We start from the raw sequence: 16,596 nt of genomic DNA on the forward strand, positions 1-16,596 counted from the left end.
GGAACGGTATGCGTCGATTACATATTTGGGTAGTTGGGACCGCCGCCGCCTTCCGGGACAGTCCAGTTAATATTCTGGGTCGGATCCTTGATATCACAGGTTTTGCAGTGCACGCAGTTCTGGGCATTGATCTGCAATTCCGGCTGTTGATCTTCACCTTGAATGATTTCATAGACCCCGGCGGGGCAGTAGCGCTGCTCCGGGGCGTCGTACAGCGCCAGGTTGACCTTGATCGGCACTTCCGGGTCTTTCAGCTTCAGGTGGATCGGCTGATTCTCCTCATGATTGGTATTGGAGATGAAGACCGATGAGAGGCGATCAAAGGTGATTTTGCCGTCCGGTTTCGGATAGTCGATTTTCGGGTAGTCAGCCGCCTTGCCGAGCTGCTCATGGTCAGCGTGATGACGCAGTGTCCAGGGCGCCTTGCCGCGGAACAGGTAGGTCTCCAGGGCGGCATTGAACAGGCCGAACCAGAGTCCCTTGGTGAAACCGGGGCGGATATTCCTCACCTGGTTCAACTCTTCCCACAGCCAGCTCTGTTGCAGCCTTTCTGGATAGCTGGTGACCTCTTTATGGCCCGCCTCAGCGAGCTGCTCGAAGATCGCTTCGGCCGCCACCATGGCGCTCTTCATGGCGGTGTGGGTGCCCTTGATTTTGGGTACATTGAGGAAACCGGCGGTGTCACCAACCAGCACACCGCCCGGGAATGTGAGTTTCGGAATCGATTGGAAGCCCCCTTCGGAGAGGGCTCGGGCCCCATAACTGATGCGACGACCACCCTCAAACAGGGGGCGGATGTCGGGGTGGGTCTTGAAACGCTGGAACTCTTCAAACGGACTTAAGTGCGGATTTTTGTAATCCAGGCCCACCACGAAGCCCACCACCACCTGGTTTTCCAACAGGTGGTAGAGGAATGAGCCGCCATAGGTCTGGCTGTCCAGTGGCCAGCCAATGCTGTGCATAGTGGTGCCCGGTTTGACCTTGGCCGGGTCGATCTCCCACAGCTCCTTGATACCGATACCGTAGGTCTGGGGATCCACTTCGCTGCGCAGGTTAAACCGCTCCATCAGCTCTTTGGTCAGCGAGCCCCGGCAGCCTTCGGAAAAGATGGTCTGCTTGGCGTGCAGTTCGATGCCGGGTTCGTAATTGTCGGTCTTTTCTCCGGAGCGCCCGATGCCCATATCGCCGGTGGCGATACCCCGCACGGCACCATCCTCGTCAAACAGAACCTCGGCGGCAGCGAATCCGGGAAATATCTCCACACCGAGCTGTTCAGCCTGCTCCGCCAGCCAGCGGCAGAAGTTGCCGAGACTGATAATATAGTTGCCCGCGTTGTGCATCTGGGGCGGGTTGGGCATGGGGATGGACTTCTTTTCCGTCAGGTAAACAAAGCGATCATTGCTGGCGGGGGTATCCAGCGGCGCGCCACGCTCTTTCCAGTCGGGAATCAGTTCGTTGAGAGCCCTGGGTTCCAGCACGGCACCTGAAAGAATATGCGCTCCCACTTCAGAGCCTTTCTCCACGACACAGATGGTCAACTCCTGCCCATTCTCATTGGCCAGTTGGGCCAGGCGAATGGCCGCAGAAAGCCCGGAAGGCCCTGCGCCAACTATGACAACATCAAATTCCATCGCTTCGCGTTCCACGGCGACTCCCCCTTTGGTGTTAATTCCGGCAACTGTTCCCGGCGGTCTGTAAATGGCTAGGTTGACGTTTACGTAAACGTCATTATACTGAGTCAGGCTGATGGGTCAATTTCCTTCAACATCCGACACTGTTCCAATGATCGCAGAGGTTGAGTACCCCGGCTATTACTGGACCCGGCAGACTGACTGAGGGCGTAGTTTACTACCTAATTCATAAGATACGTAGACACCTTATATAGATGGTTCAGCCAACCTTGTCATGGCTGTCCGGCATCTGGGGTCTGCTGCCGGGGATATTGGATTCCACGGGAAGGTAAGCAAATTTATTTGTCTGGCTAGGGTCCGGACAGGGATAATATTTAATTGAGTGTTTTCTGCATAGAGTCAAGAAATTCGTATCAGGGCGGCAGCCAAACCAATCAAGGGTGATGTATGAAAGTACTGGTCGCAGTAAAGCGCGTTGTGGACTACAACGTAAAGGTTCGGGTGAAGGCGGATGAGACGGGGGTGGAGTTAGCCAACGTCAAGATGTCGATGAACCCGTTTGACGAGATCGCGGTGGAAGAGGCGGTGCGGATCAAGGAGGCGGGCAAGGCGTCGGAGATCGTGGTGGTCTCACTGGGCGTGAAGCAGAGTCAGGAGACGATACGTAACGCCCTGGCACTGGGTGCTGACCGTGGCGTGCTGGTGGAGAGTGACGAGGAGCTGCAGCCGCTGGCGGTGGCGAAGCTGCTGAAGGCCGTGGTGGAGAAGGAGCAGCCGGAGCTGGTGATCCTGGGCAAGCAGGCGATTGATGATGACAGCAACCAGGTGGGTCAGATGCTGGCGGCGCTGCTGGGCTGGCCGCAGGGCACCTTTGCCTCCAAGGTGGAGCTGGCGGACGGCGCGGTGGCGGTGACCCGGGAGATTGACGGGGGGCTGGAGACGGTCAACCTGCAACTGCCGGCGGTGGTCAGCACCGACCTGCGGTTGAACGAACCGCGTTATGCCAAGTTACCCAACATCATGAAGGCGAAGAAGAAGCCGCTGGAGGTGATTCCGGTTGCTGAGCTGGGTGTGGACACGGCGCCGCGGCTGAAAGTGTTGAAAGTGAGCGAGCCGGGCCAGCGCCAGGCGGGAGTGAAGGTAGGCAGCGTCGCCGAGCTGGTGGAGAAGCTGCGCAACGAAGCGAAGGTGATTTCATGAGTATTCTGGTCATAGCGGAACACGACAATCGGGAGCTGAAGAGCGCGACCCTGCACACGGTAACGGCGGCGGGCCAACTGGAAGGTGATATTCACCTGCTGGTGGCGGGCTCGAACTGCGGTGGTGTGGCGGAAGCGGCGGCGAAGATAGCCGGTGTAGCCAAGGTACTGGTGGCGGATGACTCGGTTTATGAACACCCGCTGGCGGAAGGGCTCTCCCTGCTGGTGACCCGGCTGGCGGAAGGCTACAGTCACGTGCTGGCGCCGGCCACCACGTTTGGCAAAAACTTCCTGCCGCGGGTGGCGGCGCTGCTGGACGTGGCACAACTGTCGGACATCACGGCGATCGAGAGTGGAGACACCTTTGTGCGGCCGATTTACGCGGGCAATGCCCTGGCGACGGTGCAGAGCAGTGACCGGATCAAGCTGATCACGGTACGGGGCACGGCGTTTGATGCGGCGGGGGAGGGTGGCAGTGCGGCCATTGAAGGGATCGAAGCGGGGGAGGGTTACGACCGTTCCAGCTACGTGGGTGCCGAACTGACGGTCTCGGAGCGGCCGGAGCTGACCAGTGCGAAGATTGTGGTCTCGGGTGGCCGGGGCATGGGCAGTGGAGAGAACTTCAAGCTGATCGAAGCGGTGGCGGACAAGCTGAATGCGGCGATTGGTGCCTCGCGAGCGGCGGTGGATGCGGGCTATGTACCGAATGACTACCAGGTGGGGCAGACCGGCAAGATCGTGGCGCCGGAGCTGTATATCGCGGTGGGCATCTCGGGTGCGATCCAGCACCTGGCGGGGATGAAGGAGAGCAAGGTGATCGTGGCGATCAACAAGGACGAGGAGGCGCCGATCTTCCAGGTGGCCGACTATGGGCTGGTGGCGGATCTGTTCCAGGCGCTACCGGAGTTGGAGCAGGCTTTATAGTCAGTCCCTCTCTTTAAAGCGGTTGGAAAAACGCCCTGCATTCGGTGATGCAGGGCGTTTTTTTATACGCCTGGTATGGTTTTCCGTTACTCGAAAAAGCGCGTGAACTGTTCCACTTCTTCACGGGGTGTGCGGTAGCTGTTGACAATATGGTCCTTGTTTTCGTAACCCATGGCCATACCGACCACCAGTTTTTTATCCTCGGAATATCCCAGTTCCCGTTTCACAATCTCCGGATACTCACCCAGGGCTGCCTGGGGGCAGGTGGCCAGACCCTGTTCCTCGGCCATCAGCATGATGGATTGAAGAAACATGCCGTAATCGAGATAGGAGCCGGTTTCAAGAACACTATCTATAAAGAAGAACAGCATGACCGGTGCATCAAAGGCGCGATAGTTGGCCGCCCACTGATCCTGTTGACGTTGCTTGTCCTCCCGGCTGATGTTGAGGGTGGAGTACATCTGCAGTCCACAGGCCCGACGACGCTCCTTGTAAACCCCATCCCAGATCTCCGGGTAGTATTGGAACTCCATGGCACCTTTCTGGCCATTTCGGAAAGCGGTCTCCATCAGGTCCCCCAGGCGGCGGCGTTTTTCTCCGGTCACGACGGCCACCTGCCAGGGTTGGGTATTGGTACCTGAGGGCGCATGGCGCGCAGCGTCCAGAATTTTGATGATCTTCTCTTTCTCCACCTCTTGTTGCAGAAAGGCCCGGGTGGATTTTCTCTGTTTGAGTGCTTCTTCAACTTGCATGAATGGGCTCCAGTTAACCTTAACGTAAACGTCATAATAGAGAATTCGTTCCAGATGTCTACGAAAATTATGCCAGCTATACAGCATCACCCTAGGATGCGGTAAGTGGGGTAATAAGCGGTTGTTCCATTCTGAATATTGCCACCAAGTCAGTTGCCGTTGCTGATTAATGCCAACAGAACTGTCGGGTACTGTCCGTTATGGAAAACTGTTTCCCTTCTCTGGGAAGCATTCAGGGTGTTTCAGGCAGTCTGCCCAGACCAGTTTTTGTTTGTCACGGATGGCTGATACCACTCCCTGATCCTCCGCACCGATCGATACAAAAGACCTGGACTATCTGATGCCGTACCTAGACTGCGTTAAGTCATACGATATAGGCGGGCAGTCGGGCTCTTTCCTGAATGAGGATGTTGTTTATCGTCTCGGTCGTGCCAGCGCCCGATAGATCAACCCCGAACAGGTGGTGTGTGGTGGCGACATGCATCTCTCTGGCGATATGCTCAAGAGTGCGCTCGCTGTCGGTTTGCCTATCGAAGCGTTTCTGTTCAAGTATCCGGGCAGCAGAATTATTCATGATTCCTGATAGGTGTGGAGCACCCTGGAGATGATTGCTTAGCATGGCGGGGAGGTGAGCAGAGCAAATCCGTCATCTATTTATCAATGAACGGATGGAGCGGGAGGGTGCTGAACACGACGGTAAGATGAGTGTGCACCACTGTTTTCAGGATTTTTTCTACTGCAATAGCGGTATGATTTTCTGTTTGTTAATGGCGGAACTGGTTTCAATATAGTGGCAACCCTTATCTGCTTTAGTGAATGACCGAATTGCGCTGTACCCCTCACCGGGGGATATCAACAGTCAGCTTGCCAACCCGGCGGCTGCAATCAAACCGGTGTTGGACAACTATAGGGGCAGGTGACTGGTGGCGTATACGGATGGCATCAGTATTGAGTGGCGCAGCGGCAGATTTAATCTGCGCAGTTCAAATGCCGAACCGGCTGGGTGGCTCAATCTGGAGGCCGGGGGATAACCATTTGATGGGCCGGAAATGTAGCGAGGTTCTGTTCCTGCAGAGCTCCGGACAAAATAAAAGCCCGCTTCCTATAATCGGGGCGGGCTTTTCACTGTCGGGATCTCTTTGTAAAAAAAAGAGATCCCGCTACCGGCGTTTATTCGCTGGCTGCGCTTTCATTAGTTGCAGGAGTTGACGCTTTCCGGGCAGTTGTTTTGCGCGGACGACGCTTGGCCGTGGTTTTGCGTTTTTTCTTCGGTGCCGTGGCCTTAGCCCAGTCACTTTCAAACTTGGCCATGGCTTTCTGTTGTGCAACAGACTTCTTCTGTGCTGCGATGGCATCTTTGAGAGCCTGTTTGGCGCTCTTCATCTGCTCACGAAGTTCGGAAACCTTCTGGCTTGCTGTACGCAGGGTTTCACGAGCCCGCTCAAGCTGTTTCTGTGTAGCGGCTGTGCGGTTGGCGGCAACTTTTTCTGCCACGGCGTTCTTTTTGTCCCGTAGTGTTGCCTGTCGTGCTACAGCCTTATCCAGCTGCCCCTTGATCTTCTCTACACCCTTCTGTGCCTTAGTTACCTCTTTTTCGTAAAGCTTGGCCAATTGAACCTGGGATTTTGCAATTGACTGTTCAAGTTCAGTAACCGGAGAGATGCTGGGAGCTGCTTTTTTGGCAGCGGTAGTTCTGGTTGCGCGAACAGCCGTTTTCTTGGCGACGCGTTTCTTCGTGGTTCTTGCTTTTTTCGTGACCATCAGAGGTTCCCCATAAGAGTGTATGAATTGCGACGGGTAGTAGAGTCTTCCACCGGTCGAATATTGCCAAAGTTGGATACTGTTGCCAATACTTTATTGTCAAAAATTGAAAAAAATTCAAAGGTTTTACGAATAAATACGATACTCCTCTTAAACTGGGCGCGATAATTTTATTTTTTATTCTTAAATTATCTCCATCGATCCTTGTGTGAGTACCGATCTGATTCATTCAGTCAGGGTTGGCACCAACATCGGTTCTGTTCATAACCATTAGCAGAGCTTGTGTAGAAAAGATTAACCGGTGCGGTTCAAGTTAGATTTATCTCGGTCGCTATATAGCTCCAAGCAGGGTGAGCAAGACAACCCGGATCGTTTCCGCCCATCACTCCTAAATAATCTAATGTGCAGCCATAGTTGTGACTACTCAAAATACAATGCAAAGAAATAATCAAAAGGGCTCGCAACAGCGCGTGCTGCTGTTCAGTCTGTTTGGTCGTCAGGTGTTTGGTATCAATGTTCTGAAGATCAAGGAGATCGTTCCCTATCGCGCCATGAACACGCTTCCCAGAGCCCATCCGGCAATTATCGGTATTGCCCGGTTACGGGGCAAACCGTTTCCGGTCATCGATATCTCTGCCACCCTGGGATTTACGGGTAGCAAGGATGCGTCGGAGCTTGCCGATTGTTCGATTATTATCTCGGAGTTTAATCGTTCCCTGCAGGGCTTCCTGGTAAAGAAAGTGGACAAGATTATTCCTCTGGATTGGGATGCCATTCAACCACCGCCGTCATTATCAGGACGATTCAGCTACATTACCGGTGTGATCAATGTGGAGGACACTATTGTCGAAGTGATCGACGTAGAACGGGTACTGAATGAAGTGGCTCCGCCACCTGACAGTACCGGGAAGGGGCTCAGCCTGTCAGCAGAGCAACTGGAACAGTTGCGTCGAAAGTTGATCCTGGTGGTGGATGATTCCGGCCTGGCCAGAAAACAGATATCCCAGACCCTGGCTATGATGGATATAGAGCCGGTAATGGCTAATGATGGCAAGGAGGCGCTGGAGTTACTTCATGCACTGCATGAAGAAGGTCGCACCGTTGACCTGATTATTTCAGATATTGAAATGCCCGAAATGGATGGTTATACCCTGACCAGGGAGTTGCGCAAGGATGAGGATTTTTCATCTGTCTATATATTGCTGCATACCTCACTGGCCGGTGTTGTCAGTCAGGAGTATGCGGCGGCCAGTGGCGCAGACGCTGCACTGACGAAGTTTGTTACTGAAGAGCTGGCCGCTGCGGTTCTGGAAGGACTGGGTCAGCATCAGAACCACTGAAGCGTTTCTCAATCTCCGCCATTTTTTCTCTTCGCCCTGGCTCCGGGGTAGGGTTACACTGGTCTTAATCTTAAACCGCTTCAAATATCAATAAACAAGATGAGTGTTAAACCCTACGCAGAGCGAATCCGGGTACGTGGCTTGGTACAGGGGGTCGGCTTCAGACCGACGGTCTGGAATTTTGCCAATCGCTGCGAACTGCTTGGCGCAGTCTGGAATGATGCGCAGGGTGTATTGATTGATGCGGTGGGCAGCAAGTCCGCCATCGACCAACTGACCGATTTAATCGCCCGGCATCCACCACCGCTGGCCAGAATCGATGGCATAGAGCGGCAACCATTGCCACCCGGCGAGCAGCCGGACTATACCCGGTTCGAGATTATCGAAAGCCGGGGCGGCGATATTCATACCGGTATTGTACCGGATGCGGCAACCTGCAGTGCCTGTCTGCAGGATATAGATGATCCGACCAATCGACGTTACCGCTACCCATTCACCAACTGTACCCATTGTGGTCCCCGGCTCTCCATTGTGCGGGCCATCCCCTATGACCGGGCGACCACCAGTATGGGTGATTTTCAACAGTGTGACGCCTGCCTGGCGGAATATGGTGATCCGTCCGATCGACGTTTTCATGCCCAACCGAACGCCTGTCCCGCTTGTGGTCCGCAGGTCTGGTTGGAGAATGGTGCTGGTGAACGGTTGCCTGCTGAACATGATGAAGATCCGATTGAGCGGGCTGCCAGATTGATAGCGTCCGGTGCAATTCTGGCGATCAAGGGGTTGGGCGGAGTCCATCTTGCCTGTGATGCGGGTAATGAATTGGTGGTTGCTGCTCTGCGATCAAGAAAGCGACGCTACCACAAACCCTTTGCTCTGATGGCCACTGACGCGGACATGATTCGTCGTTATGCCCACCTCAATGAACAGGAAGTGGCCCTGCTCAAGAGTAGCGCGGCCCCCATTGTCATTCTGCAACAGGGGGGTGAAGAAATGCTGGCCCGAGAGGTGGCCCCTGGACAGCAGTCACTGGGTTTTATGCTGCCCTATACCCCCCTGCATCATCTGCTGATGGGACACCTGGCGCGCCCGATCGTGCTGACCTCGGGTAATCTGTCGGATGAACCACAGGTGATCTCCAACAAAGCCTCCCAGGAACGTCTGGCCGGAATTGCCGATTACTGGCTGCTGCATGATCGCGAGATCGTTAATCGCCTGGATGACTCGGTGGTGCGGGTGATGGATGGTGACGCCCGGATGTTGCGGCGTGCGCGCGGTTATGCGCCGGCTCCTATTGTGTTGCCCGATGGGTTCGAAAAGACACCCGCAATTCTGGCTTTGGGAGGTGAACTGAAGAACACGTTTTGTCTGCTGCGGGATGGCCAGGCCATCGTCTCCCAGCACATGGGGGATCTGGAGAACAGTGCCACAATGCGGGAGTATCATCGTTCCCTGGAACTCTACCGGCAGCTATATCAGCTCGATCCGGCTCTGGTGGTGGTCGATTACCATCCCAATTATCTCTCTACCCAGTGGGGTCAGCAGATGGCCAGTGAGCAGGACCTGCAACTGGAAGCCGTGCAGCACCACCATGCCCATATCGCCAGTTGTATGGCTGAACATGGGCTGGGTCCTGATCATCCCGCTGTCCTGGGTGTCGCCCTGGATGGTCTGGGAATGGGGGAGAGTGGTTCCCTGTGGGGTGGTGAGTTTCTGAGGGTAAATTACTGTCAATTCCAACGTCTGGCCCATTTCAAACCGACGGCCATGTTAGGGGGTGCCAAGGCGATGTATGAACCCTGGCGAAACACATTGGCTTACCTGTTGAGCGAATTCGAATGGGAGACGCTGCTGCAGGAGTATGGGGATCTGGAATTGATCCGGTTTCTCAACGCGAAACCGATCATCAATCTGCAGCAGATGTGGGCGCGTGGGATCAATTCACCGCTGGCATCGTCCTGCGGCAGACTGTTTGATGCAGTTGCAGCGGCCCTCAATATCTGTCGGGAACAGGCGAGTCATGAAGGACAGGCGGCCATTGAGATGGAAGCGCTGGCTGCACCGCCAATGGGGCAACCTGGATACGGTCATCGACTGGAGTTGATTGAGGGGCGGTATGTGCTGGGTTGGCAGCCCCTATGGAGTGATTTGCTGGATGATCTGAAGCGATCTGTGCCGGTGGCGATCATGGCGGCCCGGTTTCATCAGGGGATCATCGATGCGGTAACCCGGACTGCTCTTTTGCTTTGTCAGGAGCAGCAACTGGATACGGTGGTACTCTCCGGTGGAGTATTTCAGAACAGAATTCTACTGGAGGGGGTCAGTGATCGGCTGCGGCAGCAGGGGCTGAATCTGCTGAGTCCCCGGCTTGTACCCGCCAATGATGGTGGTCTGTCACTTGGTCAGGCGGTTGTGGCGGCGGCGCGCTGGCAGAATCGCCCCTGCTGAGGTCCGGCCGACTTAACTCTCGAAACAGTGTTTCTGCGCCTTCAGGCGACGCAGCATTTCAATCCGATCCTCTGCTGAGATCATGCGGCCGCGCTCCTGATAGCGGAGATACTCCACATAGCCCGACAGGGCGTAGGCCGGCATCAGGATAGTGGTGCCAATCCAGATTGAGGCGCCATGGTAGGGATCTTCATAAAAGCCCGGTTGGTAGCTGTAGGTGTCCGGTGTCAGTTGTGCAATCTCCCGTTCCAGTGCTTCACAGGTGAGGATCTGTTCATTTCTGCTTGGTTCTGGAACAGCGGGGGTGCGGTAGAGCTGGAAAGGAAACGGGCTGGAATCCTTATCCTGTTCCGCTGAACTGTTCAAGTTATCGGCCATGGCGGTCGATGCAGTGACCAGTAAGAGCAGAAGTGGGGCGAGTTTTCTGCGGATTTGGACGGTGCCTGACATGGATTTCTCCTCGAGTTCCTCATCTGATGGTAGCAGTATCGGCGATTAGTGCGAAAATTTGATCAGTGGCAAGGAAATAAAAACACGATTTTTCCAACAATTATCACATTAAGGCCAAAAACTCTGTGAAATCATGTTATCAATGCTGTAGCATAAGTAATTGCTAATATAATGTTCGATGGAGCATGTTATGCAAGAGCTGGATCTAGAATTTGAATTCTCCCTCAAGCCGGACCCGGATCCAGAGTTGGCTCCCTACGTGGTCAGGTTTCTTGGTACCAGTGTGGCCTGGGATGATGAAGCGGCTACCGATCGTATTGCTGGAGAGATACTCGGCCACAGGATAGATCTGGCAGCGGCCATTGTGGATGGTGTTGAACAGTCCCTGTTGCTCGATTCAGTCTGCCCCGAACTTTCCGAATTTGCCCAGACCGCCTTTGGTGACGATGGTTGTCACTTCATGCAGCAGACGGACGAAGGCGTCACCAAGAAGCAGGAGTGCAGCGGACTGGTCTATATCAACGAGATCACCATCGACCCCGATTATCGAGGCCAGGGTATCGGGACCGCCCTGATGGGGAAGATCGGCCAGATGGTGGATGTGGAAGATAGTATCATCGCACTAAAGGCGTTTCCCCTCTCTCCCGAATATGGCAAACCGGTCCCACCTGCCGATGTGGAACGGGTCAAGCGGTTTTACGAGCGTCTTGGTTTTGTCCACATCGGCGGCGAGTTCATGGTCAAACAGGCCAATCTCTGCGATAACATCAAAAAACGGATGGCGTGGAGAAAGGATCGACCAGTTAAATCTGTCCGTGCTCAACCCGCCAAGATGGGTGTTTGATTGGGGACAGATTGTCTGCCCGGTTCTGTGTTATAAATTACTGCTGATTCAACCGACCGATACCGCTATTGGGAATAGGTGGTTGCAACGGTTTTAATTTTTGTTAGGGATACGCTATGGCAGACCGCAGTTTCAATTTTGCTGGCTTCATGATTCGATGGATCCTGGCCCTGTTTCTGGTTTTTTGTACCTACAATCCTTCCGGTTACTCCTGGTATCACTGGCTGATGGGAGCGGAAAATAAAATCGAACCCCTGTTGATACTGGCGGCTGTGCTGTTGCTTATCGGCTGGGTGATCTATGTTCGGGCGACGGCCCGCTCCCTTGGCATCCTGGGTACGCTGCTGGCCCTGGCCCTGTTTGGCACGCTGGTCTGGGCCCTGATCTACTATCAGATCATCTCCCTGAGCAATACCACGCTTCTCTCCTATATTGTATTGGTCATACTCTCCGCCGTGATGGCCACCGGCCTCTCCTGGTCCCATATCCGTCGTCGCATCAGTGGCCAGCTGGATGTGGATGACCGGGACGACGATTAGTTTGCCCAAGGTGCTGCTGCCGCTCATGGGGACAGCTCCCCATGGTGCCGGAGCGGCGATCGCAGGCGCTTCAGTGATACAACGACAGATAGGGAATTTCCACCTGATGAATAATCAAAAAAAGGTATTCAGGGTTAACTTTCTCATCCTGCTGCTATTCGGTTTCCTGGGCCTGGTTGCAATGCCGCTGTTGGCCCAGGAGCAGCCGGAGACGGAGCAGAAACAGGTCGCTGCGGCCCCATCCACCATAGCGACATTGACCTCCTTCGTGGAGCTGAAGAGAAACCTTCAGAAGGACATGCAGGCTGTGAACCGGCAGCTTCAGTCCGCCCAGACAGACGCAGAGAAGGCAAATCTGAAGCAGCAACTGGAGAAACTGGAGAGTGATCTCAAGACCACCAACCGGAATTTTGAAAATATAGCGGCAGGCGTCGATATGACGACCTTGAGGGGAGAGGTTCAGGAGGAGTTCAATCTGCAGCAGGAGGTGTTTTCCCTGCTGCGGCCGGCAATCGATGAAATGAAGGAGATCACTGCCCGGGTGCGGCAGAAATCGGAGCTGAAAAAGAAGATCGCCTATTACCAGGGCCAACTGCCGATTATCACCGAGGCGCTGGCCAATGTGCAGAAATTGGAACAGTCCGCTGATAACAAGACCCTGTTGCAGAGTCTCAAGCAGACGGCGGAGCAGTGGGCTAAACAGCAGGCTTTTATCCAGAGTGAACTGCAGGCGGCACAGTTACAGCTGGACAAGCTGAGCGCCGATGAGACCTCGTTCACCGAGGCATCCCAGAGTTATCTGAAATCATTCTTCCAGAAACGGGGACTCTATCTCACCATCGCCCTGGCAGTGGTCATCGGTATCGCCTTGCTGTCCCGACTGAGTGCCAGCGCGATGCAGCGTTTTATACCGGGATTTCGGGCCAAGCATCGCAGTTTCAGGATTCGGTTGATTGAACTGCTGCACCGGGTCCTCACCGTGCTGCTCTCAATCCTCGGCCCCATGGCGGTGTTTTACATTGTCGAGGACTGGGTGCTGTTCAGCCTGGGTATCCTGTTACTGTTCGGCATTGCCTGGGCGTTACGACAGACATTACCCCGTTACTGGAGCCAGGTTCAGCTGTTTCTCAATGTCGGCTCGGTGCGGGAGGGCGAGCGGCTGTTGATGGAGGGACTGCCATGGCGGGTTGAGCAGATCAATGTGTTCAGTACCCTGGTAAACCCGGTCGCGGGAATCAGCCAGCGGGTACCCATCGATGAACTGGTGGATCTTAAATCACGCCCCTCTGATGCAGATGAACCCTGGTTTCCCTGCAGCAAAGGGGATTGGGTGATTCTGGACAGTGGCGTGCGGGGGAAAGTCAACGGTATCTCCCATGAGTTTGTTCAGCTGGTACAACGGGGTGGTGCCAGGGTCACTTACCAGATGGCCGATTTCCTGGCTGCTTCGCCACGCAACCTGGCGACAAACTTCCGCATCAAGGAGATTATCGGGCTCAGTTACGATCTGCAAAAGGAGATTACCGGCACTATCCCGGAAACACTTCAGAATTATCTGCTGCAGCGATTACAACAGGAAGGCTATGCGGATCAGCTGCTGAATATGCGGGTTGAGTTTAATGCGGCGAACAACTCGTCACTGGATCTCGTGGTCATTGCCGACTTCAAGGGGGAGGTGGGCGACCTGTATAACCGGTTCCGCCGCGCCATCCAGCGCTGGTGCGTGGATGCCTGCAGCGAGAACGGTTGGGAGATTCCGTTCCCCCAGTTGACCCTGCACGGTGCCCTGTCCCGAGCGGAATAACCGGATCGGTTCAACGGGGCAGGGTCACCACCGCTTCCAGTCCCGTCGATCTGCCCTTGCGCAGGATCACATCGCCGCCGTGGGCCCGGGCAATGTTGCGGGCGATACCGAGCCCAAGCCCGGTACCGCCGGTCTCCCGGGCCCGTGACTCTTCGCGGCGATAGAAGGGGTCGAAGAGTCCCTCCAGCTCCGCTTCCGGTACTCCTTCCCCACGGTCTGCGATAATAATGGTGAGGCGCTCCTGGCTCTCCTCCAGGCGTATCTCTGCAGCCTTACCGTAGCGAACGGCGTTCTCAATCAGGTTCATCAGGCAGCGCTTCAATGCCAGGGGTCGGCCGGTGTAGGGCGCAATATTCGCCTTCGACAGGTTTACTTCCCAACCCAGCTCGCCGGCGTCGTCCTGCAGTGACTCAAGCAGTCCGATGATATTGATCTGTACCGGTTTCTCCTTGCTCTCGGTGCCCCGCAGGTAGTCCAGTGTGGCGTGTACCATCTGCTCCATATCGTCCAGGTCTTTCTCGAATCGGGTCTGAAGCTCTTCGTCCTTCAGCAACGCGAGGCGCAGGCGTAGGCGGGTGATCGGGGTCTTCAGATCGTGGGAGACGGCAGCCAGCACCCGGCTGCGATCTTCAATATAGCGTCGCAACCGTTCCTGCATGGTATTGAATGCCTTTACCGCCCGCCTGACCTCCCGGGGGCCACTCTCGCTGAGGGGGGGATAGGTGATGTCCTTACCGATGTTCTGCGCCGCTTCCGCCAGTGTGCCCAGGGGACGGGTGACCCAGCGCACCGCCAGCAGTGAGAGCAGGATAATGGAGATCAACAGCACCCCGAGATAGGTGAGCAGCCTGTAGGGCCACTCTTCCACACCCGCAGGGATTGGCCGCAGGATATTCAGCCAACCGCCATCGGAGAGTTGGATGCTGGCCTGAAAACCGCTCCGGGGCGGGCGGAATCGAGAGGGTCTGGATTCGATATAGCGCCGTTCCCGGCTATCCTTGCGGTGCTCCCGCCAGTAGGATTTTTCCAGTTCACGGTTGCGCTCGATCGGATTGATCGCCACCTGTATGGCGGTACCCTCGGGCAGCGCCTGTTTCAGGAGCATTTCCAGATGGTTGGCTGGCAGGGCCCCCTTATCCAGTTCAAGCGGGGCATCGGACAGGCTGGCGCGGAATTGGGGAGTACTGAAGGCCCGGACAATATGTGCCCGTTCGGCAGATTGGGTCTCCTCCAGCAGATAGACCAGGGAGGCCACCCGCTGGATCAGCTGTACTCCGGTGTTCTCCCGTATCACGTTGACCCGGTCTTTCAGCAGCAGCCCGGTGCTGAACAGCTGGGTAAACAGCAGACCGATGATCAGGATCAGGGTCAGGCGTCCGAACAGTGAGCGTGGCAGCAGCCTCATGCGGTGCTCCCGCTGTTCTCGACCTGGACTGCGAAGATATATCCTTCACCCCGTATCGTCTTGATTATCCGAGGCTCTTTCGGATCGTCTTCCAGGCGTCTCCGGAGACGGCTGACCAGTACATCGATACTCCGGTCGAACGGGTCGGCTTCCCTGCCCTGGGTGAGGTCGAGCAACTGGTCCCGGTTCAATATCCGGTTGGGATGATCCAGGAACACTTTCAGTAGCCGGTATTCTGCACCGCTCAGGGGTACTACGCTACCACCCGACGATTCCAGATGACGGGCAATCGGGTCCAGTGTCCAGCCGCCGAAACTGATCACTTCGGGTGCCGAGTCGGGCTGGTCGTAGGGTAGGGAGGTAGTGCGGCGCAAAACCACTTTTATACGGGCCAGCAGTTCCCGGGGATTGAACGGCTTGGGCAGGTAGTCATCCGCCCCCATCTCCAGGCCCAGGATACGGTCCATCTCGTCACCCCGGGCGGTCAGCATGATAATGGGAATCTTCGATTTCACCCGCAGGTTGCGGCACAGCTCCAGTCCGTCGGTCCCGGGCAGCATCAGATCCAGCACCACCAGATCAATGCGCTGCTCCTCCAATGCCCGGTTCATGGCTTTGCCTTCACCGACGGTGGTTACCCGGTAGCCGTTCTGCTCCAGGTAGGTCTGTAGCAGTTCCCGGATCTCCCGGTCATCATCGACCACCAGAATATGACGTCTCTTTTTCATGTGTTCTTTATACCTGAAATGTGGTTTTTTGATGGGGCTGTTTTGTAACAGAGTGTAACAGCCCGGCTGTTGATACTCAGGATTACAAAAAACCGTTTTCCTGAAATCAGCGAGTTACATGGAACTGGTCTCATAGTACCCACGAACGGGGCATGTGGTCCCGGTAACAGAGAGGAAAAACCGATGAAACGTTCAAACAAGATTATTCTGACTGCAGTTGCTATCGTTGGTATCAGTGTCGCATCCATCTCCTTGGTTTCTGCCCAAGGACGCTATGATCGCTGTGGCTATGGGGGTGACTCCATGAGCATGCAGCGGGGTTTTGACGGGGAGCGCGGACACCACAAGTTCAACCGTGGTATGAAGGGTGATCCGGCTGCTCGGATGGAGCAACGTCTGGACATGATGAAGTATAAACTGCGTATCACCGAAGAGCAGGAGCCGGTCTGGCAGGCGTTTGCACAGCAGGTGAAGCAGAAGATGGAAAATCGCCTGGAACGGCGGGAAGCGATGCGTGATAACGGTCGTCCAACTGTCTCCGAGCGGGTTAAGCAGATGCGCACGGGTGCTGAACAGATGAACGAGATGGCGGATGTGATCGAGAAGCTCTACGCCAGCCTGACCCCGGAGCAGCAGAAGATTGCCGATCAGATGCGTCCGATGGGTGGCAAGCCCCGCATGCGTTAACTGGCAACACAACTCCTGCCTGGAGAAACAAAACACCCACCGGACCGGTGGGTGTTTTGTTTCAGATATCCGGATCAGAGTTGT

The 16,596-nt window shown here is 55.3% G+C and carries 16 protein-coding genes; 9 read left to right on the forward strand and 7 right to left on the reverse strand.

Features of this window, described 5'->3' with window-relative positions; all coding sequences use genetic code 11:
* Positions 1-17: 17 nt before the first annotated feature.
* Positions 18-1,646, reverse strand: a complete 1,629-nt coding sequence (locus AAY24_RS02780) for an electron transfer flavoprotein-ubiquinone oxidoreductase (RefSeq protein WP_046858388.1) — start codon at positions 1,644-1,646, stop codon at positions 18-20.
* A 432-nt stretch (positions 1,647-2,078) separates the two neighbouring features.
* Here AAY24_RS02780 and AAY24_RS02785 point away from each other — a divergent pair, with 432 nt between their 5' ends.
* Complete coding sequence (locus AAY24_RS02785) at positions 2,079-2,831, forward strand: electron transfer flavoprotein subunit beta/FixA family protein (protein WP_046858277.1); 753 nt, start codon at positions 2,079-2,081, stop codon at positions 2,829-2,831.
* The gene (locus tag AAY24_RS02790; RefSeq protein WP_046858389.1) at positions 2,828-3,754 is read left to right on the forward strand and encodes an electron transfer flavoprotein subunit alpha/FixB family protein; all 927 of its coding nucleotides are present in this window, start codon (positions 2,828-2,830) and stop codon (positions 3,752-3,754) included. Before AAY24_RS02785 ends, AAY24_RS02790 begins: the two co-directional genes overlap by 4 nt.
* 86 nt (positions 3,755-3,840) lie before the next feature.
* Here the strand turns inward: AAY24_RS02790 and AAY24_RS02795 are convergent, their stop codons facing one another.
* Together AAY24_RS02795 and AAY24_RS19090 are read right to left on the reverse strand one after the other, a co-directional pair.
* Complete coding sequence (locus tag AAY24_RS02795) at positions 3,841-4,506, reverse strand: nitroreductase (protein ID WP_046858390.1); 666 nt, start codon at positions 4,504-4,506, stop codon at positions 3,841-3,843.
* A 364-nt stretch (positions 4,507-4,870) separates the two neighbouring features.
* The gene (locus AAY24_RS19090; RefSeq protein ID WP_052761018.1) at positions 4,871-5,080 is read right to left on the reverse strand and encodes a hypothetical protein; all 210 of its coding nucleotides are present in this window, start codon (positions 5,078-5,080) and stop codon (positions 4,871-4,873) included.
* A 127-nt stretch (positions 5,081-5,207) separates the two neighbouring features.
* On the opposite strand from AAY24_RS19090, the gene AAY24_RS19670 reads away from it, so the two are divergent.
* Entirely contained in the window at positions 5,208-5,297 is a 90-nt protein-coding gene (locus AAY24_RS19670) for a hypothetical protein (RefSeq protein WP_418064577.1), read from the forward strand.
* Between the two features lie 379 nt (positions 5,298-5,676).
* On the opposite strand, the gene AAY24_RS02805 is transcribed toward AAY24_RS19670, so the two are convergent.
* The gene (locus AAY24_RS02805) at positions 5,677-6,267 is read right to left on the reverse strand and encodes a hypothetical protein (RefSeq protein WP_046858391.1); all 591 of its coding nucleotides are present in this window, start codon (positions 6,265-6,267) and stop codon (positions 5,677-5,679) included.
* Between the two features lie 434 nt (positions 6,268-6,701).
* Between AAY24_RS02805 and AAY24_RS02810 the strand changes: the two genes are divergently transcribed.
* Together AAY24_RS02810 and hypF are read left to right on the forward strand one after the other, a co-directional pair.
* Positions 6,702-7,607 carry a chemotaxis protein gene (locus tag AAY24_RS02810; RefSeq protein ID WP_046858392.1) on the forward strand — a complete coding sequence of 302 codons (906 nt, stop codon included), beginning with the start codon at positions 6,702-6,704 and terminating at the stop codon, positions 7,605-7,607.
* A gap of 99 nt (positions 7,608-7,706) precedes the next feature.
* Complete coding sequence (gene hypF / locus AAY24_RS02815) at positions 7,707-10,055, forward strand: carbamoyltransferase HypF (RefSeq protein ID WP_046858393.1); 2,349 nt, start codon at positions 7,707-7,709, stop codon at positions 10,053-10,055.
* A 12-nt stretch (positions 10,056-10,067) separates the two neighbouring features.
* Here hypF and AAY24_RS02820 read toward each other — a convergent pair whose 3' ends face one another.
* Positions 10,068-10,505 (reverse strand): hypothetical protein, encoded by a 438-nt coding sequence (locus AAY24_RS02820; RefSeq protein WP_052761020.1) that lies wholly within the window; start codon positions 10,503-10,505, stop codon positions 10,068-10,070.
* A 190-nt stretch (positions 10,506-10,695) separates the two neighbouring features.
* On the opposite strand from AAY24_RS02820, the gene AAY24_RS02825 reads away from it, so the two are divergent.
* From AAY24_RS02825 to AAY24_RS02835, 3 genes are all read left to right on the forward strand, one after another.
* Entirely contained in the window at positions 10,696-11,349 is a 654-nt protein-coding gene (locus AAY24_RS02825; RefSeq protein ID WP_046858394.1) for a GNAT family N-acetyltransferase, read from the forward strand.
* Between the two features lie 116 nt (positions 11,350-11,465).
* Positions 11,466-11,888 (forward strand): DUF6524 family protein, encoded by a 423-nt coding sequence (locus tag AAY24_RS02830; protein ID WP_046858395.1) that lies wholly within the window; start codon positions 11,466-11,468, stop codon positions 11,886-11,888.
* Positions 11,889-11,994: 106 nt separating this feature from the next.
* Positions 11,995-13,692, forward strand: a complete 1,698-nt coding sequence (locus AAY24_RS02835; protein ID WP_063370476.1) for a mechanosensitive ion channel family protein — start codon at positions 11,995-11,997, stop codon at positions 13,690-13,692.
* Positions 13,693-13,702: 10 nt separating this feature from the next.
* Here AAY24_RS02835 and AAY24_RS02840 read toward each other — a convergent pair whose 3' ends face one another.
* Together AAY24_RS02840 and AAY24_RS02845 are read right to left on the reverse strand one after the other, a co-directional pair.
* A complete protein-coding gene (locus tag AAY24_RS02840; RefSeq protein WP_052761022.1) occupies positions 13,703-15,097 on the reverse strand; it encodes an ATP-binding protein in 1,395 nt (464 codons plus the stop codon).
* On the reverse strand, positions 15,094-15,825 hold the full coding sequence (locus AAY24_RS02845; RefSeq protein ID WP_046858396.1) for a response regulator: 732 nt from the start codon (positions 15,823-15,825) through the stop codon (positions 15,094-15,096). Before AAY24_RS02845 ends, AAY24_RS02840 begins: the two co-directional genes overlap by 4 nt.
* Before the next feature lie 183 nt (positions 15,826-16,008).
* Here AAY24_RS02845 and AAY24_RS02850 point away from each other — a divergent pair, with 183 nt between their 5' ends.
* Positions 16,009-16,512, forward strand: coding sequence for a Spy/CpxP family protein refolding chaperone (locus tag AAY24_RS02850; protein ID WP_046858397.1), 504 nt, complete (start codon positions 16,009-16,011; stop codon positions 16,510-16,512).
* Positions 16,513-16,596 lie beyond the last annotated feature (84 nt).

It is taken from the genome of Sedimenticola thiotaurini (genome assembly GCF_001007875.1).
GTDB classification, from domain to species: Bacteria; Pseudomonadota; Gammaproteobacteria; order Chromatiales; family Chromatiaceae; genus Sedimenticola; species Sedimenticola thiotaurini.